This window comes from Verticiella sediminum, assembly GCF_007558815.1.
GTDB lineage: Bacteria > Pseudomonadota > Gammaproteobacteria > Burkholderiales > Burkholderiaceae_B > Verticiella > Verticiella sediminum.
The window spans coordinates 699,352-725,570 of sequence record NZ_VLTJ01000039.1; the positions used below are offsets into that span (position 1 = coordinate 699,352).

The 26,219-nt window shown below is 67.2% G+C and carries 22 protein-coding genes; 13 read left to right on the top strand and 9 right to left on the bottom strand.

All coding sequences use genetic code 11. From position 1 onward, the window contains the following. Positions 1-390 precede the first annotated feature (390 nt). Positions 391-2,778 carry a Tex family protein gene (locus tag FOZ76_RS22745; protein WP_143950542.1) on the bottom strand — a complete coding sequence of 796 codons (2,388 nt, stop codon included), beginning with the start codon at positions 2,776-2,778 and terminating at the stop codon, positions 391-393. A 57-nt stretch (positions 2,779-2,835) separates the two neighbouring features. Here FOZ76_RS22745 and FOZ76_RS28045 point away from each other — a divergent pair, with 57 nt between their 5' ends. The 5 genes from FOZ76_RS28045 (at position 2,836) to dbpA (ending at position 8,601) form a co-directional block, all read left to right on the top strand. Beyond that, positions 2,836-3,180 carry a DUF465 domain-containing protein gene (locus FOZ76_RS28045; protein ID WP_246129710.1) on the top strand — a complete coding sequence of 115 codons (345 nt, stop codon included), beginning with the start codon at positions 2,836-2,838 and terminating at the stop codon, positions 3,178-3,180. Further along, positions 3,173-5,488 (top strand): DNA repair helicase YoaA, encoded by a 2,316-nt coding sequence (gene yoaA / locus FOZ76_RS22755; protein ID WP_425473342.1) that lies wholly within the window; start codon positions 3,173-3,175, stop codon positions 5,486-5,488. Before FOZ76_RS28045 ends, yoaA begins: the two co-directional genes overlap by 8 nt. Before the next feature lie 172 nt (positions 5,489-5,660). Then, positions 5,661-5,936 (top strand): metal/formaldehyde-sensitive transcriptional repressor, encoded by a 276-nt coding sequence (locus FOZ76_RS22760; RefSeq protein WP_143950543.1) that lies wholly within the window; start codon positions 5,661-5,663, stop codon positions 5,934-5,936. A 49-nt stretch (positions 5,937-5,985) separates the two neighbouring features. Next, positions 5,986-7,095, top strand: coding sequence for an S-(hydroxymethyl)glutathione dehydrogenase/class III alcohol dehydrogenase (locus FOZ76_RS22765; protein WP_143950544.1), 1,110 nt, complete (start codon positions 5,986-5,988; stop codon positions 7,093-7,095). 117 nt (positions 7,096-7,212) lie between these two features. Then, positions 7,213-8,601: an ATP-dependent RNA helicase DbpA gene (gene dbpA, locus FOZ76_RS22770; RefSeq protein WP_143950545.1), complete on the top strand. Its 1,389-nt coding sequence runs from the start codon at positions 7,213-7,215 to the stop codon at positions 8,599-8,601. On the opposite strand, the gene FOZ76_RS22775 is transcribed toward dbpA, so the two are convergent. Together FOZ76_RS22775 and FOZ76_RS22780 are read right to left on the bottom strand one after the other, a co-directional pair. After that, complete coding sequence (locus FOZ76_RS22775; protein WP_143950546.1) at positions 8,558-12,109, bottom strand: AAA domain-containing protein; 3,552 nt, start codon at positions 12,107-12,109, stop codon at positions 8,558-8,560. The genes dbpA and FOZ76_RS22775 overlap by 44 nt on opposite strands. A gap of 150 nt (positions 12,110-12,259) precedes the next feature. Further along, on the bottom strand, positions 12,260-12,625 hold the full coding sequence (locus FOZ76_RS22780; RefSeq protein ID WP_143950547.1) for a winged helix-turn-helix transcriptional regulator: 366 nt from the start codon (positions 12,623-12,625) through the stop codon (positions 12,260-12,262). Between the two features lie 91 nt (positions 12,626-12,716). Between FOZ76_RS22780 and FOZ76_RS22785 the strand changes: the two genes are divergently transcribed. Both FOZ76_RS22785 and FOZ76_RS22790 read left to right on the top strand, forming a co-directional pair. After that, positions 12,717-13,043, top strand: a complete 327-nt coding sequence (locus FOZ76_RS22785) for a nuclear transport factor 2 family protein (protein WP_143950548.1) — start codon at positions 12,717-12,719, stop codon at positions 13,041-13,043. After that, positions 13,043-13,822: an SDR family oxidoreductase gene (locus FOZ76_RS22790; protein ID WP_143950549.1), complete on the top strand. Its 780-nt coding sequence runs from the start codon at positions 13,043-13,045 to the stop codon at positions 13,820-13,822. Before FOZ76_RS22785 ends, FOZ76_RS22790 begins: the two co-directional genes overlap by 1 nt. A gap of 96 nt (positions 13,823-13,918) precedes the next feature. Here the strand turns inward: FOZ76_RS22790 and FOZ76_RS22795 are convergent, their stop codons facing one another. Continuing rightward, the gene (locus FOZ76_RS22795; RefSeq protein WP_143950715.1) at positions 13,919-14,743 is read right to left on the bottom strand and encodes an outer membrane protein assembly factor BamD; all 825 of its coding nucleotides are present in this window, start codon (positions 14,741-14,743) and stop codon (positions 13,919-13,921) included. Between the two features lie 179 nt (positions 14,744-14,922). Here FOZ76_RS22795 and FOZ76_RS22800 point away from each other — a divergent pair, with 179 nt between their 5' ends. From FOZ76_RS22800 to rimO, 6 genes are all read left to right on the top strand, one after another. After that, positions 14,923-15,912 carry an RluA family pseudouridine synthase gene (locus FOZ76_RS22800; RefSeq protein WP_143950550.1) on the top strand — a complete coding sequence of 330 codons (990 nt, stop codon included), beginning with the start codon at positions 14,923-14,925 and terminating at the stop codon, positions 15,910-15,912. 57 nt (positions 15,913-15,969) lie between these two features. Then, the gene (gene pgeF, locus FOZ76_RS22805; protein ID WP_246129712.1) at positions 15,970-16,677 is read left to right on the top strand and encodes a peptidoglycan editing factor PgeF; all 708 of its coding nucleotides are present in this window, start codon (positions 15,970-15,972) and stop codon (positions 16,675-16,677) included. Positions 16,678-16,813: 136 nt separating this feature from the next. After that, positions 16,814-18,481: a class I poly(R)-hydroxyalkanoic acid synthase gene (phaC, locus tag FOZ76_RS22810; RefSeq protein WP_143950551.1), complete on the top strand. Its 1,668-nt coding sequence runs from the start codon at positions 16,814-16,816 to the stop codon at positions 18,479-18,481. 101 nt (positions 18,482-18,582) lie between these two features. Next, on the top strand, positions 18,583-19,320 hold the full coding sequence (gene phbB, locus FOZ76_RS22815) for an acetoacetyl-CoA reductase (protein ID WP_143950552.1): 738 nt from the start codon (positions 18,583-18,585) through the stop codon (positions 19,318-19,320). Positions 19,321-19,374: 54 nt separating this feature from the next. Then, positions 19,375-19,941 carry a polyhydroxyalkanoate synthesis repressor PhaR gene (phaR, locus tag FOZ76_RS22820; protein ID WP_143950553.1) on the top strand — a complete coding sequence of 189 codons (567 nt, stop codon included), beginning with the start codon at positions 19,375-19,377 and terminating at the stop codon, positions 19,939-19,941. Between the two features lie 86 nt (positions 19,942-20,027). Next, positions 20,028-21,410: a 30S ribosomal protein S12 methylthiotransferase RimO gene (gene rimO, locus FOZ76_RS22825; RefSeq protein ID WP_143950554.1), complete on the top strand. Its 1,383-nt coding sequence runs from the start codon at positions 20,028-20,030 to the stop codon at positions 21,408-21,410. A gap of 33 nt (positions 21,411-21,443) precedes the next feature. Here the strand turns inward: rimO and FOZ76_RS22830 are convergent, their stop codons facing one another. The 5 genes from FOZ76_RS22830 to FOZ76_RS22850 form a co-directional block, all read right to left on the bottom strand. Continuing rightward, positions 21,444-21,923, bottom strand: coding sequence for a MaoC/PaaZ C-terminal domain-containing protein (locus FOZ76_RS22830; RefSeq protein ID WP_143950555.1), 480 nt, complete (start codon positions 21,921-21,923; stop codon positions 21,444-21,446). 109 nt (positions 21,924-22,032) lie between these two features. Continuing rightward, positions 22,033-23,703: an AMP-binding protein gene (locus tag FOZ76_RS22835; RefSeq protein ID WP_143950556.1), complete on the bottom strand. Its 1,671-nt coding sequence runs from the start codon at positions 23,701-23,703 to the stop codon at positions 22,033-22,035. A 143-nt stretch (positions 23,704-23,846) separates the two neighbouring features. Then, the gene (locus tag FOZ76_RS22840) at positions 23,847-24,566 is read right to left on the bottom strand and encodes an ABC transporter ATP-binding protein (protein ID WP_143950557.1); all 720 of its coding nucleotides are present in this window, start codon (positions 24,564-24,566) and stop codon (positions 23,847-23,849) included. Further along, complete coding sequence (locus tag FOZ76_RS22845; RefSeq protein WP_143950558.1) at positions 24,563-25,333, bottom strand: ABC transporter ATP-binding protein; 771 nt, start codon at positions 25,331-25,333, stop codon at positions 24,563-24,565. Before FOZ76_RS22845 ends, FOZ76_RS22840 begins: the two co-directional genes overlap by 4 nt. Then, entirely contained in the window at positions 25,330-26,211 is an 882-nt protein-coding gene (locus FOZ76_RS22850) for a branched-chain amino acid ABC transporter permease (protein WP_143950559.1), read from the bottom strand. The genes FOZ76_RS22845 and FOZ76_RS22850 overlap by 4 nt, the downstream gene beginning before the upstream one ends. Positions 26,212-26,219: the final 8 nt, after the last annotated feature.

Sequence of the window (26,219 nt, forward strand, 5' to 3'; positions counted from 1 at the left end):
GTTGCGGAGGCGGCGTACACACGGCCTCAGCCGCCGCGTGTTCCAATATTGGACCGTTATTTATTATGGTGTTCTCATATGGATATCATTGTCAAGCGCGAAGCGAGCGAAGGCAGCGTGGATGCGGGACCTGGCCGGCAGGACCGGTTGGCGCGGGGGGAGGAAGCGGAAGGAGGGGCACGCGAGGACGGCCTCGTGCCGGGGCGTGAAGCCGGTGGTGCGAAGGCGGTGGCGCGCGGCTGGCGCGAGCGACACGCTGGCGGGCGCCCGATTCCCGCCTCGGTCAGCCTGTCCGGCCAGGCACGCCAGCAGGCGCGCCAGCCCGGCATCCGGCGGCAGGCGCGACGGGATGCCGGGCTGGTCGAAACGCGGGCTTCTGCCGATCGACGGTCAGTGCTGCTTCAGGCGTGCAAACGCATCCGCCATTGCGTTGTTCGCCGGCGCGCGTTCCTGGCGCCCGCCGCGGTCGCCACCGTTGCGGTTGCCGCCGCGCGGGGCGTCGCCGCCGGCGCTGCGGCGCGCGGGCAGCACGTCGTCGTTCAGGCGCATGGTAAGCGCGATGCGCTTGCGCGCCTGGTCCACTTCCAGCACCTTGACCTTGACGGTCTGGCCCACGCGCACCACGTCGCGCGGGTCCTTGACGTACTTCTCGGCCAGGGCGGAGATGTGCACCAGGCCGTCCTGGTGCACGCCGATGTCGACGAAGGCGCCGAAGTTGGCGACGTTGGTCACCACGCCTTCGAGCAGCATGCCCGGGGTCAGGTCGGACAGGGTTTCCACGCCATCCTTGAACTGGGCAGTCTTGAACTCCGGGCGGGGGTCGCGGCCGGGCTTCTCGAGTTCGCTGAAGATGTCCTGCACGGTGGGCAGGCCGAAGCGCTCGTCGACGAACTTGGCGGGCGACACGCCCTTCAGCGCGGTGCGGTTGCCGATCACCTGGCGCACCTCCGCCTGGATCGCGGCGAGGATGCGCTCGACCACGGGGTAGGCTTCGGGGTGCACCGCCGAGGCATCCAGCGGGTTGTCGCCATCCGGGATGCGCAGAAAGCCCGCGGCCTGCTCGAAGGCCTTCTCGCCGAAGCGCGTAACGTCCATCAGGGCCGAGCGTGTCCGGTAGACGCCGTGCTGGTCGCGGTGCGCGACGATGTTGCGCGCCAGGCTGCCGTTCAGGCCCGAGACGCGGGCGAGCAGGGCGGCCGAGGCGGTGTTCACGTCCACGCCGACGGCGTTCACGCAGTCTTCGACCACGGCGTCCAGCGTGCGCGCCAGCTCGCGCTGATTGACGTCGTGCTGGTACTGGCCCACGCCGATTGCCTTGGGGTCGATCTTGACCAGCTCGGCGAGCGGGTCCTGCAGGCGGCGGGCGATCGAGACGGCGCCGCGCAGGCTGACGTCCAGGTCGGGGAATTCGGTGGCGGCGGTCTCGGACGCCGAGTACACCGAGGCGCCGGCCTCGGACACCACGACCTTGGTCAGGTTGAGTTCGGGGTGCCGCTTCATGAGGTCGACGACCAGCTTCTCCGTCTCGCGCGAGGCCGTGCCGTTGCCGATGGCGACCAGCTCGATCCTGTGCTGGGCGGCGATGCGGGCGAGCGTGGCGATGCTGCCGTCCCAGTCGCGGCGCGGCTCGTGCGGATACACGGTATGGGTGGCGACCAGCTTGCCGGTGCGGTCGATGGCCGCCACCTTCACGCCGGTGCGGATGCCGGGGTCCAGGCCGAGCACGGCCTTGGGGCCGGCAGGCGCGGCCAGCAGCAAGTCCTTCAGGTTGGCGCCGAATACGCGGATGGCTTCGGCTTCAGACGCCTCGCGCAGGCGGCCGACGAATTCGGTCTCGAAGGAAGGCAGCAGCTTGACGCGCCAGGTCCAGCGGCAGACCTCGCCCAGCCACTTGCTGCGCGCGTCCGTGTCGATGGCGAAGAGGTGCTTGCCGAGCTGCAGGAAGTTCGCCACGCGTGCCACGCAGGGGTGGGGCAGCAGGGCATCCTGTTCGGGCTCCAGGCCGATGCGCAGTTCGAGCACGCCTTGCTGGCGCCCGCGCAGCAGGGCCAGCACACGGTGCGAGGGCAGGGTGCGCAGCGGCTCGGAAAAGTCGAACCAGTCGCGGAAGTTGGCGCCCTCGGCTTCCTTGCCCGCGGCCACCTTGGAGTACAGCAGCGCCGTGCCCCAGAGATGGTCGCGCAGGTGGGCGATGAGGTCGGCGTTCTCGGCGAAGCGCTCGGCGAGGATGTCGCGCGCGCCGTCCAGGGCCGCCTTGGCGTCGGCCACGCCGGCCTCGGCATTGACGTAGCCGGCAGCGGCAGCCTGCGGGTCGGCCGCGGGGTCGCTCAGCAGCAGATCGGCCAGCGGCTCCAGGCCGGCTTCCTTGGCGATCTGGGCGCGCGTGCGGCGCTTGGGCTTGTACGGCGCGTAGAGATCTTCCAGGCGCTGCTTGGAATCCGCCGCGTCGATGGCGGCCTGCAGCTCGGGCGTCAGCTTGCCCTGCTCGCCGATGCTCTGCAGGATGGCGGCGCGGCGCTGCTGCATGTCGCGCAGGTATTCCAGGCGCACCTCCAGGTTGCGCAGCACGGTGTCGTCCAGGCCGCCCGTCGCTTCCTTGCGATAGCGTGCGATGAAGGGGACGGTGGCGCCGCCGTCCAGCAACTCGACGGCGGCCGCCACCTGGGCGGGCCGTGCGCCCAGCTCGCTCGCGAGTTGGGCGAGCAGGCGGGCTTCGTTGCGGGAGTCGTCGCCGGCGGAGACGGGCGAGGACACGGCAGAGATCACGGTATCGGTCATGGGCACGTTGTTGGCAGTGCGCGCCGCGGCCTGTCCGCAGCACGAAAACCGCGGATTTTGCCATCAATCGCGCGGAAAAGCCGTGACTGCGCGTATATCGCCCGGGTGTTCTTGCCGCAGGGGCCGTCGGATGCGACAATCGTTTTCTTTCATTTGGCACCGTCTGCGGCGCCGTCCGCCACCATCGCCCAGCCCGCCGTGAGTCTCCCTTCGCCCGAAGCCATACGGCATCGTATGGCCATGATCCAGGAAGAGCACCGTGATCTCGATCTGGCATTGTCGAGCCTGGTCCAAGGGCATGGCGATGAACTCAGCATCCGCCGCCTCAAGAAGCGCAAGCTGCTTCTGAAAGACGAGCTGGTGCGCCTGCAGATGCTGCTGGTCCCCGATATCCATGCCTGAACGCGCCTCTGGCGCGCCCCTCGAGCGTCAAGCCGGCGATAGCGCCGACCCTGCCGACCGTCCAGATCCGGGCGTTGGCGCGACGCCTTCGTCGAGCGCGCCTGTTTCCCCCGTTGCCGACACCGTGTCGCCCCCCGACGATGAGGAGGCGGGCGAGCGGCGCGCGGCCGCGGTCAGGCGGATTGCCGCGCTGTTCGCGACCGATGGCCCGCTGGCGCAACGCCTGCCCGGCTTTCGCGCGCGCTCCCAGCAGACCGAGATGGCGCTGGCGGTGGCCGAGACCCTGGCCGACGGAGGCACTCTGGTCGCCGAGGCCGGCACCGGCACGGGCAAGACCTACGCCTACCTCGCGCCGGCGTTGCTGCGCGGTGGCAAGGTACTGGTCTCGACCGCCACCAAGACCCTGCAGGACCAGATCTTCTCGCGCGACCTGCCGCAGTTGGTGGCGGCCATGCAGATGCCGGCCGCGATCGCGCTGCTGAAGGGGCGCGGCAACTACCTCTGCCACCTGCACCTGGAGCGCACCGAGGCCGACCCGCGCGCGCTCGCCTCGCGCGAAGAGGTGGTGCACCTGGGCCACATCCGCAAGTTCGCCAAGCGCACGCGCACGGGCGACATTGCCGAACTGGCCGAGGTGCCCGACAACGCCAGCATCTGGGGCAAGGTCACGTCCACCCGCGACAACTGCCTGGGCACCGAATGCGGCTTCTACCGCGACTGCCACGTCGTGAAGGCGCGCAAGGCGGCGATGGAAGCCGAGGTGGTGGTGGTGAACCACGCCCTCTTTCTAGCCGACCTGGCGCTCAGGGGCGAGGGCATCGCGGAACTCCTGCCGCGCGCCGATTGCGTGATCTTCGACGAAGCGCACCAGTTGCCGACGGTGGCCACGCGCTTCCTGGGCGAATCGGTGTCCACGCACCAGATGCTCGAACTCGCGCGCGACAGCCTGAACACCGGCCTCGCGCAGGCGCGCGAGAGCGCGGACTGGGTGGCGCTGGCCCAGCCGCTGGAACAGGCCGCGCGCGAGCTGCGGCTGGCCTGTGCGGCGATCGAACGCATGCCGGGGCAGAAATCCGCCTTCGAGGCCCTGCCGGACCCCGAGGCCTTCGACGCTGCCATTCTGGCGGCGCTGGAAGCTGCGGGCACCCTGGGCAAGGTGGTAGCCGCGGTACGCGAGCGCCATCCCGACTTCGAACTGCTGGCGCGGCGCGCAGCCGAACTCTTCGGCCGCCTGCTGCGCTGGGCGCCCGAGGCGCAGCCCGTGCCGCCTGCGCCGCCTGCAGTCGAAGGGCCGTCGGCCTGGGACGACGACGGCGCGGGCGACGCGCTTGATGGCGACTCCGCGGACGAACGCACGGCAGCGCACCACGACGCGGAGCAACTGTCGCTGCCCGGCGCGCCCGTGCGGCGCAAACCGCGGGCAGCGGCGGCCGATTCGGAAGACGACGCCGACTGGGTGCGCTGGATCGAGACCACCACCCACCACGTGCGCCTGCAGGCCGCACCGCTGTCGGTGGCCAAGGCGTTCTCCCGCCACCGGCCGGAAGGGCAGGCGTGGATACTGACTTCCGCCACGCTCGCCGTGCGCACCGACTTCTCGCATTTCACCCGGCAGTTGGGGCTGTGGGAAGCCCGCACCGGGCAATGGGAATCCCCTTTCGACTATCCGAACTGCGGCATGCTCTTCGTGCCGCAGGGCATCCCGGCGCCGGACCGGCCCGAGTTCACCCAGGCTTTCGTCGACACGCTGGTGCCCTTGATCGAGGCCAACCAGGGCTCGGCGCTGATCCTCTGTACCACGCTGCGTGCCGTCGATACCGTGCACCGGCTGCTGTCGGCGGTGTTCGCCGAGCGTGGCTGGAAGTGGCCGCTGCTGCGCCAGGGCGAGCGTACGCGGCGCGAACTGCTGGAGACCTTGCGCACCGGTAACCATGCGGTGCTGGTGGGCAGCGCCAGCTTCTGGGAAGGCATCGACGTGCCGGGCGACGCGCTCACGCTGGTCGCCATCGACAAACTGCCCTTCGCGCCGCCCGACGATCCTGTCATCGACGCGCGCATCAAGGAAAGCCGCAAGCGCGGCGGCAACCCGTTCTTCGAGTTCCAGTTGCCGCAGGCCGCGATTGCGTTGAAGCAGGGCGCGGGGCGCTTGATCCGGCGCGAGTCGGACTGGGGCGTGCTGATGGTGGCGGATCGGCGGCTGGTGGAAAAGCCGTACGGCAAGCTGCTGTGGCGCGGGCTGCCGCCGTTCGCGCGGTCGCGCAACCGGGAGGACGTGGTGGCGTTCCTGCGGGAGCGGCGGGGGCGTTGATTCTGGGCCGGGTGCTTGGTGCCTTGCCTCTCTCCTCTTCTTTTAGGCCGCTGCGGATCACCGCTCTCGTGCCAAGTTCTCCGACGAGCTGCCGCAAGCTCTGGCTGACAGTCGAATGGCGACGGCGATATACTGTACCCCCCTATACTAAATGCCCAGCGTCGGCTCCCTCATGCCCCATACTCCGCAGGAAAAAAAGCGCGTTCTCGCTCGCGTGCGCCGCATCCGCGGGCAGGTCGAGGCGCTGGAGCGCGCGCTGGACGTAGGGGCTGAGTGCGGGCCGGTGCTGCAGCAGGTGGCGGCGATCCGCGGGGCCGTGAACGGCCTCATGTCGGAAGTGATGGAAGCTCACATCCGCGAGCAGTTCGGCGCGCCGGTCGATTCCGACGTCGAGCGCCACGAACGCGTCGAGGAGATGACCTCCCTCGTGCGCTCGTACCTCAAATGATCATGAACCGCCGCGGCGCGGCCGCGGCTCGTCTGTCCAGGAGAACACCATGAAATCTCGCGCCGCTGTCGCCTTCGGGCCGGGCAAGCCCTTGGAAGTCGTCGAGATCGACGTCGCGCCGCCCCGGAAGGGCGAAGTGCTGGTCAAGATCACCCACACCGGCGTGTGCCACACCGACGCCTTCACCCTGTCGGGCGACGACCCCGAAGGCATCTTCCCCGCCGTGCTGGGCCATGAGGGCGGCGGCATCGTCGTCGAAGTGGGCGAGGGCGTCACCAGCGTCAAGCGGGGCGACCACGTCATCCCGCTCTATACCGCTGAGTGCGGCAAGTGCAAATTCTGCACCTCGGGCAAGACCAACCTGTGCCAGGCCGTGCGCGCCACCCAGGGCAAGGGCCTGATGCCGGACGGCACCACGCGCTTCTCCTACAACGGCCAGCCCATCTACCACTACATGGGCTGCTCCACGTTCAGCGAATACACCGTCGTCGCCGAAATCTCGCTCGCCAAGGTCAATGACCACGCCCCGCTGGACAAGGTCTGCCTGCTCGGCTGCGGCGTCACCACCGGCATCGGCGCCGTGCACAACACCGCCAAGGTCAAGGAAGGCGACAGCGTCGCCGTGTTCGGCCTCGGCGGCATCGGCCTGGCCGTCATCCAGGGCGCCGTCCAGGCCAAGGCCGGGCGCATCCTCGCCATCGACACCAACCCCGCCAAGTTCGTGTTCGCCAAGGCCATGGGCGCCACCGACTGCATCAACCCCAAGGACTACGACAAGCCCATCCAGGAAGTCATCGTCGAGCTGACCGACGGCGGCGTGGACTTCAGCTTCGAGTGCATCGGCAACGTCGACGTCATGCGCGCCGCCCTCGAGTGCTGCCACAAGGGCTGGGGCGAGAGCATCATCATCGGCGTCGCCGGCGCCGGCCAGGAAATCCGCACCCGCCCGTTCCAGCTCGTCACCGGCCGCGTGTGGCGCGGCTCGGCCTTCGGCGGCGTGAAGGGCCGCACGCAGTTGCCGGGCATGGTCGAGCAGGCCATGAAGGGGGAGATCCAGCTCGACCCGTTCATCACGCACAAGCTGCCGCTGGACAAGATCAACGACGCGTTCGACCTGATGCATGAAGGTAAGTCGATTCGGACGGTGATTCATTACTGAACCTGAACGGGAAGGGCGGGGCAGGGCGGCCTTCGGGCCGCCGGACGCGGCAAAGGATGCCAGGGCATACACTGTCGGTCGATTCTCCCTTTCGCGGTTCTTGCGAACCGCTCTATTGTGACCAACACGCCTTTCTCCTCCCTGCCTCTCCTGCCTGCCTTGCTGGACAACCTGCAAAGCCTGGGTTTCGAGCAGATGACGCCCATCCAGGCGCAAAGCCTGCCGCTCATCCTGGAGGGCCGCGACCTGATCGCGCAAGCCAAGACCGGCAGCGGCAAGACGGCGGCGTTCGGCCTGGGCGTGCTGCAGAACCTGGACGTCAACCGTCTGGCCCCGCAGGCATTGCTGATTTGCCCCACGCGCGAGTTGGCCGATCAGGTGGCCCAGGAGTTGCGCCGGCTGGCCCGCCTGATCCCCAACGTCAAGGTGCTGACGCTGTGCGGCGGCGTTTCCGCGCGTCCCCAGGCCGAATCGCTTGCCCGCGGCGCGCATCTGGTGGTGGGCACGCCCGGCCGCATCCGGGACCACCTGGCGCGCGGCAGCCTGGACCTGGCCGGCCTGAACACGCTGGTGCTGGACGAGGCCGACCGCATGGTGGACATGGGGTTCTATGACGACATCGTCGCCATCGCCTCCCACTGCCCGGCCAAGCGCCAGACCTTGCTGTTCTCGGCCACCTACCCCGAGAACATCCGCAAGCTCAGCGCCCGCTTCCTGCGCAGCCCGGCCGAAGTCAAGGTGCAGGCCCAGCACGACGCGAGCCGCATCGAACAGATCTTCTACGAAATCGACGAAGGCGAAAGGCTGAACGCCGTGGTCACGCTGCTGGCCCACTTCCGCCCGGCGTCCACGTTGGCGTTCTGCAATACCAAGATCCGAAGCCACGAGGTGGTCGAGCGCCTGCGCTCCGAGGGCATCAGCGCCCAGGCGCTCAACGGCGATCTGGAGCAGCGCGAGCGCGACGAAATCCTGATCCAGTTCGCCAATCAGAGCTGCGCCGTGCTGGTCGCCACCGATGTAGCCGCCCGCGGTCTGGACATCCAGAACCTGGGCGCCGTGATCAATGTGGACGTGACCAAGGACACCGAGGTCCACGTGCACCGCATCGGCCGCAGCGGCCGCGGCGACCAGAAGGGGCTGGCGCTGAGCCTGTGTTCGCCCAACGAGATGCGCTGGGCCAACCTGATCGAGCAATACCAGGGCGCCCCGCTCAAATGGGCCGATCTCAACGCGCTGCGGCCCAAGTCCGACCGCCCCTTGCGCGCGCCCATGATCACCTTGTGCATACAAGGCGGCAAGAAGGACAAGCTGCGCCCCGGCGACCTGCTGGGCGCCCTGACCGGTGATGGCGGCCTGACATTCGAGCAGGTCGGCAAGATCAACATCACCGAATTCAGCGCTTATGTGGCGTTGGACCGCCAGATCGCCAAGCAGGCGTTTTCACGCCTGTCCAACAGCAACATCAAGGGGCGTCGGTTCCGCATGCGCTTTCTGGAGGAGTTCTGACCGCACGCCCCGCCAAGTGCTTCCTTTGCACCTCGATCTCCTCCTCGAGCCCAGCCCCCTGGTAAGCCAAGGAGGTTTCGGAGCGTGCCCCGCGCACGTCGCGTCGCGCACTGAACCAGTTGAAAGACCCGACGCAATAGTGGGTGCCGTCGGCGATGACGAGCTTGCTGTGCACTTGTCTTAGCCCGACCGGCTCGATGCCTCGGCTGCGCAACAGCGCCACCTGCTGATCGAATGCCTCTCGCTTGGCCTGCTGCACAGCCGGATCCCGGTCATGGGTGTTGGAGAGCACGTCGGCATACACGTTCACGCGCACGCCTCTGCGGACGGCGGCGGACATGGCTTCGAGGGCGCCGATTTCCTCGACGCAGCCGGGCCGTATCCACGGCGTGACGATATGGACTTCGTGCTGCGCTTTCTGAAGGATCTCCAGAAGGTAGGGGTCGTGCTCGGGGGCGTCGAGCAGTTGCCGCAGGGTGGCGCCCGAGCCTTCCAGGTCCTTGCGCGGTTGCGCGGCGAACCGCAGGGCGTTGGCTTCGTCGGCGAACAGGATGCTGGCCAGCCTGCCGCGCGGTGTGGACGCGGGGGCCGTGGTGAACACGTCCATGTCGCCGAACACCAAGAAGGCGTCCTGGGCGCGCGAGACGGCGACGTTCAACAAGCTGCTGTCCTTGTCGATGAACTGGCCGTCGGCATGCTTGGAATAGACCGGCGAGAAGAGGATCACGGGCCGTGCGGCGCCCTGCAGCGCATGGACGGTGCCGATGGTCAGGCCGTGCTCGCCGTCCACCGTGATACCCAGTTGCCGGCAGGCTTGCCGGATCGTGCGGACCTGGCCGGCGAAGGGTGAGATGACGCCGACGATGTCATGCAGCGGTTTGCCGTAGCGCGCTTGCAGCACCTCACTGTGCTCGCATAGCCATGCGGCGATGGTGTCCGCTTCGACTGGGTTGCAGCGGCTGCCGCCGGTGCACTTGACGGCGATGCCGTCGATGTGCAGATAGCCCATGGCGGGCAAGGGCGGTGGTTGTTCCTCTGGTGCGGACGGCGGGCGTTTGCCGCGCAGGGGCAGGAGTTTGCCGCGGTAGCAGAGCTGGTTGCTGTACTGGATGATGTCGTCGTAGCAACGGCGGTGCTCGTACAGGAAGAGCCCGCGCGCCAGATCCGCATCCGCATGCCAGCGGCTGGCCACCTGGGCGATGCGCATGACGCTGCCCGACGCCGCGAGTTTGCCGCCGCTCGCAAGCTGGTCGTACGCTGCCGAGACGTCGTCCGAGCGCCCAAGCAAGCCCGCCTCTTGCAGGTTGCCGATGTCGATGCTGCGCGGAATGGACCAGATGGGCGGGATCTGCAGCGTATCGCCGATGACCAGTGCCTGCTTTGCCAGGGCGAACGAAGCGCCGGCGACTTCGGGCAACACCTGCCCGGCTTCGTCCACGATCAGCAGGTCTGCGAAGTCGTAGAGATACTGGTCGGCGTAGCCCGAGCCTTCGCGTCGGCGCGCCTTGAGTTCTTCCGGCAATCGGAAGAATGTCAGCACGACGCAGGGCGTCAGCATCATGCGCCGGCGCCAGCGTTCCTTCACCGTCTTGGCGCCGCGCTTCTTCGCTTCCTGTTCCAGCTCCGGCAGCAAGGCAGCCATGCTCATCAGCCAGCGGCCTTCCCAATAGTGGGTGGTCAACCGGAACATGTGGAAGCGCAAGTGACGATCGCACCACGCGTCCACCTCGGCCAGGGTCGCCTGTCGGCTGTCGCCGTCGAAACCCAGGCTGCCCAGGATGTCCTCCCACCTGGCCTGCGCCTCGGCGAACCGGCGCTCGGCTATCTGGTATTCGCCGCCGAGATTCTGCACTTCCGTCCGGGCGCGCAAGGTGCGGTTGACCAGTTGGGCGACGTCCGCATCGATATCGGCAACCTGGTTCCAGCGTTTCTGCGGGGGATCGCCGGGCCAGAGCGACATCACGCTGTGCCGGGCTGCCGCCAGCCTGGCGCGCTTGACGGTCGGAATGATGGCGCTCAGCAGCGTCCGGAGCAAAGGCTCCTGGGCGAGGTGCCGTTCCCAGGCGGCTCTGACCTGCTGTGCCGCTTCGTGCTCACGCTGTGCCTGTTGCCGCCTTTGCTCGAGGTCCGCGGGTGCGATGCGGGTATGCCCCTGCAGGCGCTGCCGGAGTTCCTCTCGGTGACGCCAGGCGTCGTCGATCTGCGCAAGCATTGCGGCCTGGCTTTCCAGGCTGCGCCGCAGGGCGGCAACCACGTCTTCCACCGTCGCAACCCGCATGTCGGGAAAGGCCTGGGACGCCGCAGCCAGGTAGGTCGTCCTGGCGCGCTCGACATAGTCCCGCGATTCGACTCGCTGGAAGAAGTCCTTGGTCTGATAGGCGTCTACGGATTGGCGTTTCGCTGCGGACGACGAAGGGAAGTAGGCGCCGAAGCTGGCGACCTCGGGAAGCCAGCGCCCCGCGAGGGGGCCGCTGCCTTCGGCGAAATCGCTGCCGAAGGCATCAATGATGTTGGTGACGGCCTGGTTGTTGGTGGAAGCCGCCAGGATGACGGGGGGATCGTCGCCGGCCAGCGCGGCCCGGGCCCAGCGGGTTGCCACGACCGAGAGCAGCAAGGTGGTCTTGCCCGTCCCGGGCGGGCCGTTGACCGCAAGGATGTCGCCATGCCGGCCCAGCAGGAAATGGCTGAGCGCCGCGCGTTGCGCCGGCGCCAGCGGGTATCGGTCACTGGAGTGAGCCAGGCGCTCGGAGAACATAGCGTTCGGCGGCAGCGATGCTTCCGGCGCCAGCTCGTGTTCGCTGGCGTAGCGCTCGAACAGGGGGGCCTGCGGACGCTCTCGGGCCAGATGGTCGTAGAGCTGGCGCACGTTTCGGCTATAGCCCTTGTTCGATGCGGCCTTGACCCAGTAGCCAAAGGGCGCGAGCTGGTAGTCGTCTTCCTGCGGATCGGGCCAGCCGGGACACACGCTGCCCAGTAGTTCGAGGCATCCCCGCGTGTATGCCGCCCACAGTTCGGCCAAGGCCTCGCCATCAGCCGTCTCGAGCGTGCGCGGCAGATCGTCGACGCCTGGCACCGCGCCTTGCGTCAGGTGGGTGTCCTGGGCCTGCAACTCGCCGATGGTGTAGATGCCGGTGTCCTGCGGCTCCAGCAGGTCGCGGGGTATGACCGTACCGGGAAGGGGAAAGACCCTGCCGTCGCGGGCCAGCGCGGCTGGCGTGACCAGGGGCGTCACCACCTCCGGCGCACCCCCGAGCCTGGAATTTCCATGGACCAAGCGGGCCCGGTACACCTGCGGGCGCAGCATGATCTCGACAGTGGCTGCTTCTTCCGGCTCCCCCGCGAAGCACGCCTGCACGACATCTTCATCGAGCCGGCCCGCTTGCCCGTCCAGCCATGTGAACGGACTAAGCGCTTCGGCATCCGCGTGCGACAGTGCGCCTTTTCCGAAGTCGGCGTCCGCCAGCGAGTTTCTCCAATAGCGTGCGTATGCCAGTGCCTTGCCGTCCATCTCGATCCACGTCTCGGTGACTCTGTGTCACCAATTGTAGTGGAGCGGTTCGCCCACGGAATGGGCAACCCTGAATGGGCAACAGCGCATGGGCAGGGTGCGTTCGCCAGCGCTCGCGCGCCTTCGCCGGCTGGCGTCAGGCCGGCAGTATCAGTCGACCGTCTTCCCGTCCGGAACGTCCTTCGATAGAAAGGCGTCGCGTTGTTCCGCCCATTTCAGCATCGCATCCAGTGCCGGGCATAAGGCTAATCCCCACGCTGTGAGCCGGTATTCGACCTTGGGTGGCACTTGAGGATACAGCTTTCTCGACACGATGCCGTCGGCTTCCAACTGGCGCAGTTGCTGAGCCAGCATCTTCTGGGAAATGCCTGGAATCAACTTCTCGAAGTCGGAATAGCGCTGCACTTTTCCGTCGAAGAGGTGGAAAAGAATGATGAGCTTCCATCGACCTTCGAGCAGCCGCAGAACTTCCTCTACGCCAAGTGCGGCGGTTGCCGGGGTGTATATCTTCCTCATGGCTCAGTAACTTACTTTTTAGTGCGTTCTTGATGAATGGATAGTCTATGGCGAGAATGCGTGTACGGCAAAACATAGCGAGGACGCAACCATGTCCCTTCCTCTCCCGGCTCCCATTTCCACCTATTTCGAGATCAGCAATGGCGCGGACATCGCTCGAATCGTCCGCTGCTTCACGCAGGATGCGCTCGTCGTTGACGAAAGCCGAACATATCGGGGCCACGATGCCATCCAGTCCTGGCAGCGTGAAGCACAGAGGAAATTCGAATACACCGTTGAGCCTGTCAGCGTTTCCAAAAAGGGTGATCTGCTGACGGTCACGGCAAGCGTTGTCGGCAACTTCCCTGGCAGCCCGGTGCAGCTCGACCATGTGTTCGCGCTGTCGGGCGACAAGATCAGCTCGCTGGAGATCGGCTGATGGCCACGCCCCTGGAACTGCATGGCAAGCGCGTCCTTGTGACAGCGGGCACCAAGGGTGTCGGGAAAGCCGTCGTTGGCCTGTTCCGCGAACTCGGCGCGCAAGTGCTCACAACGGCACGGGAGCAGCCAGTCGATGCATCCGCAGACATCTTCGTCGCCGCCGACCTGACGACGACCGAAGGCTGCGACTCTGTGGCCAAAGCGGTCATGGCCGACTTTGGAGGCGTGGACATCATCATTCACGTCCTGGGCGGCTCGACAGCGCCCGGTGGAGGCTTCGCGGCTTTGGGGGAAGACGAGTGGCAGCGCGAACTGAACCTCAATCTATTGCCTGCCGTTCGCCTGGATCGTGCGTTGTTGCCCGGCATGCTGGCGCAAGGCGCGGGCGTCATCGTTCACGTCACCTCGATCCAACGCGAGCTTCCGTTGCCGGAATCGACTACCGCTTACGCCGCTGCGAAGGCCGCGCTCTCGACATACAGCAAAAGTCTGTCGAAGGAAGTGTCGCCCCAGGGTGTTCGTGTCGTCCGGGTAGCACCTGGATGGATAGAAACGGAGGCCTCTGTCGCTCTGGCGGAACGCCTTGCCCTGCAGGCAGGAACCGACTACGAAGGCGGCAAGCAGATCATCATGAATTCGCTGGGCGGTATCCCGCTGGGCCGGCCATCGACGCCCATCGAAGTGGCAAATCTCATCGCTTTCCTGGCATCGCCGCGCGCAGCCACGATCACGGGAACAGAGTACGTGATCGATGGAGGCACGATGCCGACGGTATAGGCGGTGCGGAACACCCATGAAATAAAAAAACCCTGCCCGACGTCGCCGCCGGGCAGGGTTTTTCGCTGTAGAGCGGCGAGGGTTACGCTCCCTTACTCATTCCGCGCTGCGATTCGCCGTCGGCCACCAGCTCATCGGGTTCCACCAGCTCTTGCCCCGCAGCGTATAGCCCTGCGTCAGGTATTCGCTGTCCGGGTAGTTCGTCTGCAGCACGCGCCGGGTGTCGTCGCGTAGCTGGGTCATGCCGAGCCGCTCGTACGAGGCGATCATGATGCCCAGGGCTTCTTCGGCGGCCGGGGTGCCCTGGAAGTCGGTAATGACGGTTTCGGCGCGGTTGATGGCGGCGATGTAGGCGTCCCGTTCGTAATAGTAGCGCGCGGTGTACACCTCGTTCATGGCGATGGTGTTGGCGAGCCAGTTCATGCGCATGCGGGCGTCGGCTGCGTACTTGCTGTCGGGGAAGCGGTCGACCAGTTCCCGGAAGGCGTCGAACGAGGCGCGGGCGCCCTTGGGGTCGCGCTCGGCGGGGTCCTGACCGACGAGCTGGCCGAGGAATGCGTTGTCCGGCGTGAAGTTGACCAGGCCCTTGAGATAGAGCATGTAGTCGGTGGCTTCGTGGTTGGGGTATTGCTGCTCGAAGCGGTCGATGGTGGCGATGGCGAGCTCGGGCGAGCCGTCGCGCCATTGGGCGTAGGCGGTGTCCAGCATGGCTTGCTGGGAGTACACCCCGAACGGGTAGCGCGCCTGGATGCGGTCGAGCTGGGTGATGGCGGCAGACCAGTTGCCGGAATCCATTTCGCTCTTGGCGTCCCGGTACAATTGCTCCGCGCTCCAGCCGACGGTGTTGTCGGGCTCGGGTGCGTTCGTATTGAACAATCCGCAGCCGCCCAGGAGCAGGCTCACGGACAGGGCTGCGGCCATCCCGAAACGGACGAGGGCGTGGTGCCGGTCGGTGGACTGGGACGCAGCGGGAACGGCAAGGTGAAGCGGCATCGAGGTTATCCTGGTGACGAACGTTCGATCTGAGCCGGTGATTATATGCGGCTGGCCAGACGTGCCGGCCATCTCCTCTGTTGGAAGCTTTCTTGCAAGAAAATCCGATGCTTAGCGACGCCGCTCCGGACGATGAGGACGGCGAGCGCATCCTTGACGTACCGGCGGGGTGCGCCGGCCGCCTGGACAAGGTGTTGGCCGAGTTGATCCCGGAGCATTCGCGCGCGCGGCTGCAGGGCTGGATCGAGGCAGGCCATGTGAAGGTCAACGGCCGGGTGGCCGCGAGCGTGCGCCAGCGCGTGGCCACGGGCGACGTACTCGCGGTGCAGGAGCAGGCGGCGCCGGAGCAACTGGCCTATACGGCCGAGCCGGTCGAATTCGAGGTGGTGGCGGAATCCACCGCCTGGATCGTGGTGGACAAGCCGGCCGGGCTGGTGGTGCATCCGGGGGCGGGCAACTGGGGCGGGACGCTGCTCAACGGCCTCTTGCATCGCTACCCGGAGCTGGCCCACGTGGCGCGCGCGGGCATCGTGCACCGCCTGGACAAGGATACCTCGGGGCTGCTGGTGGTGGCGCGCACGGAGCAGGCGCAGACGGCGCTGGTGCGCCAGTTGCAGGCGCGTACGGTGGGGCGCGAGTACCTGGCGCTGGCGCACGGCTGGCCGCGCCGCGCGGGTACGGTGGAGCGCTCGATCGGGCGTGATCCGCGGGTGCCGGTGCGCATGGCGGTGGATCGGCCGATCGCGCCCAAGCCGGCGATCACGCACTACGAGCCGTTGCGCGAGGGGCTGCTCGGCAAGCTGCGCGTCGCGGCGGTGGCGTGCCGCCTGGAGACGGGCCGTACGCACCAGATCCGCGTGCACATGGCGAGTCTGGGCCATCCGCTGCTGGGCGATGTGCTCTACGGCGGCAAGCTGCTCGAACCCGCGGCGCGGCAGATGCTGCATGCGCGCCGTCTGCGTTTCGACGATCCGCAGACGGGCGAGCCAGTGGCCTTCGAGAGCGCACTGCCGGACGACATGCTGGCGGTCGAAGCCGCCATTGCCTGGCAAGGGCAGGAAGACGACGACCTCGATGACGAGGGTGCGGAGGGCTGAACGGTGATGTCGGGCTGGCGGGCGTTGGGCGCGGTGGCAGGGCCGGCTTGGGCCGGGATGACGATCGTGACCACGACGCGCGCGGGTGGGGTGAGTCTCGCGCCCTACGACAGCCTGAACCTGGGCACGCACGTGGGCGACGATGCACTGGCGGTCGCGACCAATCGCGCACGCCTGCGCGCCTTGCTGCCGGCCGAGCCGTGCTGGCTGGAGCAGGTGCACGGCACGACGGTGCATGACGCGGATGGTGCGTCGGGCGCAAAGGGCGGTGCGCTGCCCATCGCGGATGGCGCCTTCACCACGACGCCGGGCCGGGTGCTGGCCATCATGACGGCCGATTGCCTGCCCGTGGTGATCGCCGACGGTGAGGCGCGCGTGCTGGCCATGGCCCATGCGGGTTGGCGCGGCCTCGCGGGCGGGGTGCTGCAGGCGGCCGTGGCGCGGGTGCGGGGGCAGGGCGGCGCCGCGCTGCGCGCGTGGGTGGGGCCGGCCATCGGCCCGCGCGCCTTCGAGGTGGGCCCCGATGTGCCCGAGGCGTTTGCGGGGTCCGGGCTGTCCACCGCGTTCATTCCTCATCCCGAGCATGCAGGCAAGTGGCTGGGCGATCTGCCCGCCATCGCCGGTGCGATGCTGCGCCGCGCCGGCGTCGGGACGGTCGTGCAGAGCGGGCTCTGCACGCTCGAGGATGCGCGCTTCTATTCCTATCGCCGCGACGGCCGCACGGGTCGCTTCGCGACGCTCGCATGGCTGCACGAACCGGCTTGATGGCGCCGCGTTCGCCGTTTGGCCTAGGCGCCAATGGCAGGGATAGTCTTGGTTGACGCGGGCTGCGCCGTTATGCACCATAGCCACATCCTGGGTGTTGTTACGTGTGCCCGTTCTGTCGTCGAGGTCTGCCGTCATGCTGTCTACCCTTACCCAAGCGTTGCTCCCCCCAGGTTTTGCTCAGCCTCCTGCGTTCACTGAGCGCTCGCATGCTGCAAGCGTGGGCTTCGAGCCCACGGCCCTCGCTGCCATCCAGGAGGCTTTCGCCGAAGAGCTGGCGGTGCTCAACGCAGCCGCGGCCGGCGGCGCCTTGCCGGCGCTGAAGGATCGCCGGTTCGCCGCCGAAGCCTGGCGCGAGAACCGGGCGAGCCACGTGCTGGCCCAAGCCTATCTGGCCTCGGCGCGTGCGCTGCTCGGCATGGCCGACGCCGTTCAGGCCGACGAGACCACGCGTGCGCGCATCCGCTTCGCGGTCATGCAATGGGTCGACGCCATGTGCCCGGCCAACTACCTTGCCCTCAATCCCGACGCACAGCGCCGCCTGGTGGCATCCAGCGGCGAGACGCTGCGCCTGGGCATGGCCAATCTGGTGGCCGACATCCAGAAGGCGCGCATCTCGCATACCGACGAGAGCCAGTTCGAGGTGGGCCGCAACCTGGCCGTCACGCCGGGTTCGGTGATCTACCAGAACCGGCTGATGCAGATCATCCAGTACAGCCCGCAGACGCCGACCGTGCATGCGCGGCCGCTGGTGATGGTCCCGCCTTGCATCAACAAGTTCTACATCCTCGATCTGCAACCGCAGAATTCGCTGGTCGCCCACCTCGTGGCCGAGGGCTTCACGGTGTTCATGGTGTCCTGGCGCAATCCTCTGCTGTCCGACGGCGATGGCATCCACCGCGCCACCTGGGACGAATACCTGAGGGAAGGCGTCCTGCAGGCGATCGACGTTGTGCGCGAGGTGAGCGGGCAGGACCAGATCAACGCGCTCGGGTTCTGCGTGGGCGGCACCATGCTCGCCAGCGCGCTCGCGGTGGCCAAGGCCGAAGGCAAGGAGCCGGTGGCCTCGCTCACGCTGCTCACGTCGTTCCTGGATTTCAGCGACACTGGCGTGCTGGATGTCTTCGTGGATGAAACGCACGTGCAGGTGCGCGAGCAGCAGATGGCGGCCGGGGGTCTCATGCCGGCGCGCGACCTGGCCTCGACCTTCTCCTTCCTGCGGCCCAACGACCTGGTATGGAACTATGTCGTCAACAGCTACCTAAAAGGAGAGACACCGCCGCCGTTCGACCTGCTCTACTGGAACGGCGACAGCACCAATCTACCGGGGCCGTTCTTCACGTGGTATCTGCGCAATACGTATCTCGAGAACAACCTCAGCAAGCCGGGCAAGGCGGTGGTGTGCGGCGTGCCGCTCGACTTGGGAACGCTCGACATGCCCGCCTATCTGTATGCATCGCGCGAGGATCACATCGTGCCGTGGCAGACGGCCTATCGATCCACCGGGCTGCTCGGCGGGCCGAGCCGCTTCGTGCTGGGCGCCTCGGGGCACATCGCCGGGGTGATCAATCCGCCGGCGGCCGGCAAGCGCAGCCATTGGATCGGTACCGAGACGCCCCAGGCCGACGCCGAACACTGGCTGTCGGATGCCGTCGAACACAAGGGCAGTTGGTGGCCGGACTGGATGACCTGGCTGGCTGGTCACAGCGGCCGCAAGGTCAAACCGGCGGCCACGCTGGGCAGCGACAGCTATCCGCCCATCGAAGCCGCACCAGGCAGTTACGTGAGGGCCAGAGCACTGTAGTCGGCAGGAACGATGCACCGCCGCAAGAATGCGGTGCGGGTTGAAGTTGTTTTTCGGGCGTTGCGATCATGGCAGGCGCCGCTAACACCAGGAGAATTCCCATGAATGGGAAAGTGGCATATGTAACAGGGGGCATGGGCGGCATCGGGACGGCGATCTGCCGTCGGCTGGCACGGCAAGGTTTCGTGGTCGTCGCAGGCTGCGGCCCGAACCGCGACTTCGCGCGTTGGCTCAAGGAGCAGGCCGACGAGGGGTTCACCTTCTATGCGTCCGTAGGCAATGTGTCCGACTGGGATTCCACGGTGGACGCTTTCGAAAGGGTCAAGGCCGAGCATGGCCCGGTCGACGTGCTGGTGAACAATGCCGGCATCACGCGGGACAACACCTTCCGCAAGATGAGCCGCGATGAGTGGGAAGCGGTCATCAACACCAACCTGAACAGTCTTTTCAACGTGACCAAGCAGGTGATCGACGACATGGTCGATCGCCAGTGGGGTCGCATCGTCAACATCAGCTCGGTCAACGGGCAAAAGGGTCAGTTCGGCCAAACCAATTATTCCACCGCCAAGGCCGGCATTCACGGTTTCACCATGGCGCTCGCCCAGGAAGTGGCAGCCAAGGGTGTGACCGTGAATACCGTGTCGCCCGGCTACATCGGTACGGACATGGTGCGCGCCATCCGTTCCGACGTGCTCGAGAAGATCGTCGCCACCATCCCGGTCAAGCGCCTGGGCACGCCCGAGGAGATTGGCGCCATGGTCGCCTGGATCGCCTCGGACGACGCCGGCTTCGCCACGGGTGCCGACTTTTCGCTCAACGGTGGCCTGCACATGGGTTGACGCGACTGCCCGGGCCGCGCGGCCCGGGCGCCGCTTCCCGAGAATCTCGAAACTATGCAAAATCCCCAGGAAGGCGGTCAGCGCCTCATCAAGAAGTACCCCAACCGCCGCCTCTACGACACCCGCACGAGCATGTACATCACGCTCGCGGACGTCAAACAGTTGGTGCTCGACAACGAAGCGTTCCAGGTGGTGGACGCGAAGTCGGGTGAAGACCTGACACGCAGCATCCTGCTGCAGATCATCCTGGAAGAGGAAACGGGCGGTGTGCCGATGTTCTCGTCGCCGGTGCTGGCGCAGATCATCCGCTTCTATGGCCATGCCATGCAGGGCGTGATGGGTTCCTACCTGGAGAAGAACATCCAGGCCTTCATGGAAATCCAGAACCGCATGGCCGAACAGTCGCAGGGCCTGTACGGCAACACGCAGTTCGGCCCCGAGGCGTGGGCGCAGTTCATGAACGTGCAGACGCCCATGCTGCAGAACATGATGAACAACTACATCGAGCAGAGCAAGAACCTGTTCGTACAGATGCAGGACCAGTTGCAGGACCAGACCCGCAATATGCTGGCGAGCTTCCCGTTCGCCAAACCGCCAGCGGGCAAACCGGACAAGGAATGAATCGGCGGACGGGGCCCGCTCTCCGGTAAAATGCCGGATTCCCCGCCTTCGATCGCGTGGCATCCTCAGGGTGCCACGGCCTTGCCATGCCCCACGCCACCCAAGAAAACCTGTCCACCGTCGCGCCGCGCATCGGTTTCGTCTCGCTCGGCTGTCCGAAGGCGCTTTCCGATTCGGAAAGCATCCTCACGCACCTGCGTGCCGAGGGCTACGAGACGTCCAAGTCCTACGAGGGGGCGGACCTGGTCATCGTCAACACCTGTGGCTTCATCGACGACGCGGTCAAGGAGAGCCTGGACGCGATCGGCGAGGCCCTGCAGGCCAACGGCAAGGTGATCGTCACGGGCTGTCTGGGCGCGAAGACCGAAGCCGACGGCCAGGGCCTGGTGCAGAAGATCCATCCCAAGGTGCTGGCCGTCACCGGCCCGCACGCCACGCAGGAAGTGATGAGCGCGGTGCACACGCACCTGCCCAAGCCGCACGACCCGTTCAGCGATCTGGTGCCGCCGCAGGGCATCCGGCTCACGCCCAAGCACTACGCCTATCTCAAGATTTCCGAAGGCTGCAATCATCGCTGCAGCTTCTGCATCATTCCGTCCATGCGCGGCGACCTGGTCTCGCGCCCGATCCACGAGGTGATGCGCGAGGCCGAGAACCTGGTCAAGGCGGGGGTCAAGGAGATCCTGGTCATCTCGCAGGACACCAGCGCCTACGGCGTGGACATCAAGTACCGCACCGGCTTCGTGAATGGCCGGCCGGTGCGCTCGCGCATGACCGAACTCGTGCGCGAGCTGGCGCAATTGGGCGTTTGGGTGCGCCTGCACTACGTCTATCCCTATCCGCACGTGGACGAGGTAATGCCGTTCATGAACGAGACCCACGCCAGCGGCGGGCGCGTGCTGCCCTACCTGGACGTGCCGTTCCAGCACGCCAACCCGCGCATCTTGAAGCTCATGAAGCGCCCGGCTTCGTCCGAGCGCAACCTGGACCGCATCCGCGCCTGGCGCGAGACCTGTCCGGACCTCACCATCCGCAGCACCTTCATCGCGGGTTTCCCTGGCGAGACCGACGCCGAGTTCGAGGAGCTGCTCGATTTCCTGCGCGAGGCCCAGCTCGACCGCGTGGGCTGTTTCGCTTATTCGCCGGTGGAGGGCGCGACGGCCAACGCGCTGCCGGACCCGGTGCCGCAGGCCGTGCGCGAAGAGCGCCAGGCGCGCTTCATGCAGGTGCAGCAGGAGATTTCGCGCCGGCGTCTCGCGCGCAAGGTGGGCACGATGCAGAAGGTGATCGTCGACGAGGTCGGCCCCGACGGCGGCGTCGGCCGCTCGATGGCGGACGCCCCGGAGATCGACGGCAAGGTCTATCTCGACCCGGCCGACAAGCCGTGGAAGCGCTACAAGGTGGGCGACGTCGTTTCGGTGCGCGTGCTGGCGGCCGACGAGCACGACCTGCGTGGGCGGGTCGTTTGAGGCCGCGTCGCCTGCCGCATCGGCGTCACTGCCTCAGGCGTTCGCTTGCCGGTCTCTGTCGGCGGCTCCCTGGCGGGTGAGCACCAGGATATCGCTTTCGCCTTCATGGGCAATGGTGCCGTCCTGCTTGATCAGCCGGAAGCGGCGCGAGACCTTGCCGCTGTTCCCGCTCTTGCCGGGGGAGACTGCGGTGATGAGCAGTCCCAGGCGCAAGGTGTCGCCCACGAACACCGGCGCGAGGAAGTTCCAGTTGCGCAGGCCGAGCATGGCGATCGCCGACTTCTCGAAGATCCCCAGCTCGTGCAGCATGCCGGTGGCGATGGCGATGCCCAGCGCACCGTGCACGACGCGCTGGCCGTAGCGGGTATGGCGCGCGAACTCCGTATTCGTGTGGATGGGATTCCAGTCGCCCGACAGCATGGAAAAGAACGTGAGGTCCGCTTCGGTGATGGTGCGGCCGCTGGTCTGGAAGGTCTGTCCTTCGGCGAAGTCTTCGAGGTAGAGCGAGGTCATGATGTGGTGTCCATGGTGGATGGGCGCCGCCTTGGGCCGCGCCTGGGCATGCGGCGCATCGCCGCCTGCGCGGCTGGCTTGCCGCGGGATGACGATCGATACTCCCGGGTCAGGGCCGGTCTTCCTCGGCCAGGCGCTCCTGCGCCATCTGGCGCAGGCGGGCGCGCTGCACCTTGGTGCCGTTAGAACTCTCGGCGACGGGAAAGCTGTCGATGCGCCAGATGCGTGCCGGCACCTTGAACGAGGCCAGCTTGCCGGCCAGGTCCGCGCGTATCGTGTCGGCGTCCGGCTGTGCGCCGGCGGTGGGGATGATGTAGGCGACGGGCACGGTGCGCCGGTCTATCTCCACGGCGACCACCTGGGCCGAAGCGACGCCGGGCTGCTGTTCGAGCGCGTCCTCGATCTCTGCCGGATTGACCAGAAAGCCGGCCAGCCGGATGGCGTCGCCTTGCCGCGTCTGGTAGACGAAGGTGCCGTCCGCCCTGAGGTAGCCGATGTCGCCGGTGCGAAAGTAGCCTTCGTCGTCGATGGCGGCCCGCGTGGCGGCGTCGTCGCGCAGATAGCCCACGAAGTTGGTCGGCGCGGCGATTTCCAGCATGCCGCTCTCGCCGGGAGGCAGCAGCGCACCGCTCTCGGTGTCGCGCACGCGCACGCGCGCATCCGGGCTGGCGGGCGCGCCACCGCCGCGTACGCGTTCGCCGACCGCCAGGCTGTGCGGCTGCAGGGCGAACAAGGCCTGCACTTCGCTCGAGCCGTACAGGCCGGTCAGCGGAACACTGCGTTCCCAGGCCGCTGCGGCGTAGGTTTCGAAGCCCGGCTGGAAGGCGGCATAGCCGAACACGCGGGCGGCCGGGAAGGGGCGCTGCGCTTCGACGTGATCCAGGATGCGCCGGTACATTTCATCGCTGCCGAAGGTGTGCGTGACGGCGTGCTCGGCGAGCAGGCGTGCGGCCGTGGTGCTGTCGAAGACGTCCAGCATGACCACCGGCCGCCCGGTGCAGAAGGCCGCCAGCGCCCCGTTGAAGCCGAACACACCGCAGAACGGCAGCATGGCGAGCAGGACCGCGTCGTCGGCGGCGATGCCGTAAGCGGCGGCCACACGCTGGCTGTGCAGGGTGATGGTGCGTTGGGTGTGCACCACCAGCTTGGGTTTGCTGGTGGTGCCCGAGGTGGTGAAGAGGATGCTGGGCAGATCGGGGTCGGCTGCGCCGGCCGGCGATTCCGCGTGGCGCATGCCGGCGGACGCGCCGGCCGCCGTTCGGCCCGGTGTCCAGGCCACGGCGGGTTTGCCCAGTACGGTGCCCGGCATGTTTTCAGGCGGGTCCAGCACGGCCACGCAATCCAGGGCCGCCGCGGCCTGCTGCCCGACGCTCTCGAGCACGGCGGGAAAGTCGATCTTGCGAAAATTGAGCTGCAGCACCAGCATGCGCGCGCGCGACGTCTCCAGGATGTGCTCGAGCTCGTGCGCGCGGTAGCGCGTATTCACCGCCATCAAGGCAGCGCCGCGTCTGGCCAGCGCGAACCAGAGCGCAAGCCACTCGACGCGATTCACCAGCCAGACGGCGATCACGTCGCCGCGCCCAACGCCTCGGGCGGCCAGCCATTGCTCGGTCTCGTCGACCAGTCGACCGAAGCCGGCGTAGTCCATGCGCAGCCCGTCGCCGACGAAGGCCAGGGCGTGCGGCCGCGTTTGCAGGTTGCGCGCCAGCAGTTGCTCGGCAAGCGTAAGCGCCGCGGGGATGGACGCCTGCGTGCCCGTTGAGGGCGGGGATTCTTTCATCTCGGTTGCTCCATGACGCTGCACGCCGCCCCGACGCGCGACACTGCGGCGGTGCCATCCAGGACACAGCGGAGCCGGCTTTGCCGGTCCGCCAGTGCCGCCCCCTGGGGGGCGCGCGTGAGCGCGTAGGGGGGTACTTCATCTCAATACAGCTCCATGAGCTTGGCGTTGTCGCCGGTCAGCGTGTCTGGCAGCGTTTCATGGATGAGCGCGCCGGACTTCATCACCACCACACGGTCCGAGATCTTCAGGGCTTCCTTCACGTTCTGCTCGACCAGCAGAATGCTCATGCCATGCTCGCGCTGCAGGGCGCGGATGGGCTGCAGCAGATCCTGGAACAGCTTGGGCGCGAGGCCGATCGAGGGTTCGTCCATCAACAGGCAGCGCGGCCGGCTCAGGAGGGCGCGGCCGATCGACACCATCTGCTGCTGGCCGCCCGAGAGCGTGCCGGCGCGGCGTTCCATGAGGGTGCGCAGCATGGGCAGCACCGACAGCACCCAGTCGAGACGCGCGCCGCGCTCGGTCTCGGGCACGCCGGCCGCCCAGAGCCCCAGGCGCATGGTCTCGGCCACGGTGAGCCCCGGGAAGACGCCGCGGCCCTCGGGTACGAGGGCGACCCCGGCGGCCGTCATGGCCCGCGGCTCGACCTGGGCAAGACGCTTGCCGTCGAGCAGGATCTCGCCGCCCTGGCGGGCGATCAGCCCGAACAGCACCTTGAGCAAGGTGGACTTGCCCGCGCCGTTGTGGCCGATCAGGCACAGCACTTCGCCCGTGCGCAGCTCGAAATCGACGTTGGAGAGGACCGGACGGCCGCCGTAGCCGGCCTGCAGGTCGCGGGTCTGCAAAATGGCGGAGGTGCTCACGAGGTCTGCTCTCCAAAGTAGATCGCCGCCAGGTGCGGATCATTGAGCACGGTCTGCGGGTCGCCGTCGGCCAGCAGGCGGCCCTGGTCGAGGAAGGCGATGCGGTCGGAGATGCTGACGACGATGTCCAGGTTGTGCTCGATGATGCACACCGTCACGCCGTTGCGCACTTCGCTGCGCAACAGTTCCAGGAAGTGGCCGTACGAGCCGCGGTCCAGCCCGGAGGCAGGTTCGTCGAGCAGCCAGATGCGCGCCCCGGTAGCCATCACGCGCGCGATGCTGAGGAACTTGCGCTCGGCGTACGCGAGGTCGATGGCGCGCGCCTCGGCCTTGCCGGCCAAGCCGGTCCGGTCCAGGATCGCATCGACCCGTGCGGCACGCTCGTCGCGCGCGCTGCGCCCGCCCGGTTGCCAGAGCCAGGCGCGATTCTCCGTGACGGTGAGGACGTTCTCGCGCACGGTCATGTGGTCGAACAGACGCAGGTCCTGGAAGGTGCGCGCGATGCCCAGGCGCGCGATCTCGTGGGGACGCTTGCCGAGCAGGGGGCGCCCCATCCAGTGGATCTCGCCCGAATCCGGCACCAGGTGGCCGGTGATCTGGTTGAACAGGGTGGTCTTGCCGGCTCCGTTCGGCCCGACCAGCGTGGTGACCACGCCCGCGCGCAGGTCCAGCGTGACGTCGTTGGTCACCTGCAGGCCGCCGAAGCGCTTGTTGAGATGGCGGATGCCGAGCAGCACCTCGCCCGCGCAAGGATGCGGCGTGCTCATCGCGTCTTCCCCTGCAGCGCGCCGACGATGCCGCCGGGACGAAAGATCATGAGCAGTACCATGGCCAGGCCGTAGGCGATCTGCTGGATCGCGCCGATCTCGCTCTGGGGCAGGAACCACATGTAGCTGAACAGGCTCGGCAGCAGCATGAGCAGGATGGTGCCGACAACGGGGCCGGCGATGGTGCCGGTGCCGCCGATGATGACCATGGCCATCAGCAGCACCGAGGTGTCGAGGGTGAAGCTCTCGACGTTGATGAAGCTCAGGTAGTAGGCATAGACCGCGCCGGCGATGGCGGCGAGGGCCGACGACACCACGACCGAGAGGGTCTTGATCGCCGCCACGTTCTTGCCGTAGGCGTAGGCCGCCGACTCGCTGTCGCGGATCGCCTTGAGGTTGCGTCCGAAGCTCGAACGCAGCAGGGCGGTGGTGAGCGCGACCACCACGACCAGGCTGGTGAAGGCCAGGCCCAGAAACGCCCAGGGCTCGATGATCTCGTGGCCGAGCAGTTCGGCGGGCGGGATGCCGACCAGGCCGCCGAGGCCGCCGGTGACGGCATGCCACTCCGAGAAGATGGTCACCGCGATCACCTGCAGCCCGAGCGAGGCGGCGACGAAGTACTCGCCGCGTACGCGCAGCGCGGGCAGGGCGAGCGCCAGCGACAGGACGCCCGCGACCAGCATGGCCGCCGGAATGGTGAGCAGGATGGATGCCGAGGCGTTCAGTGCAAGGTAGGCGGCGGTGTACGCCCCGACGCCGAAGAACACGGCATGCGCGAGCGAGAAGATGCCGGCATAACCCATGATGAAGTTCAGCGTGACCGCGAGGACCGCGTTGACGCACATCAGGGTCGCCAGGTTCAGGACATAGGCGAGCATGCGGTGAG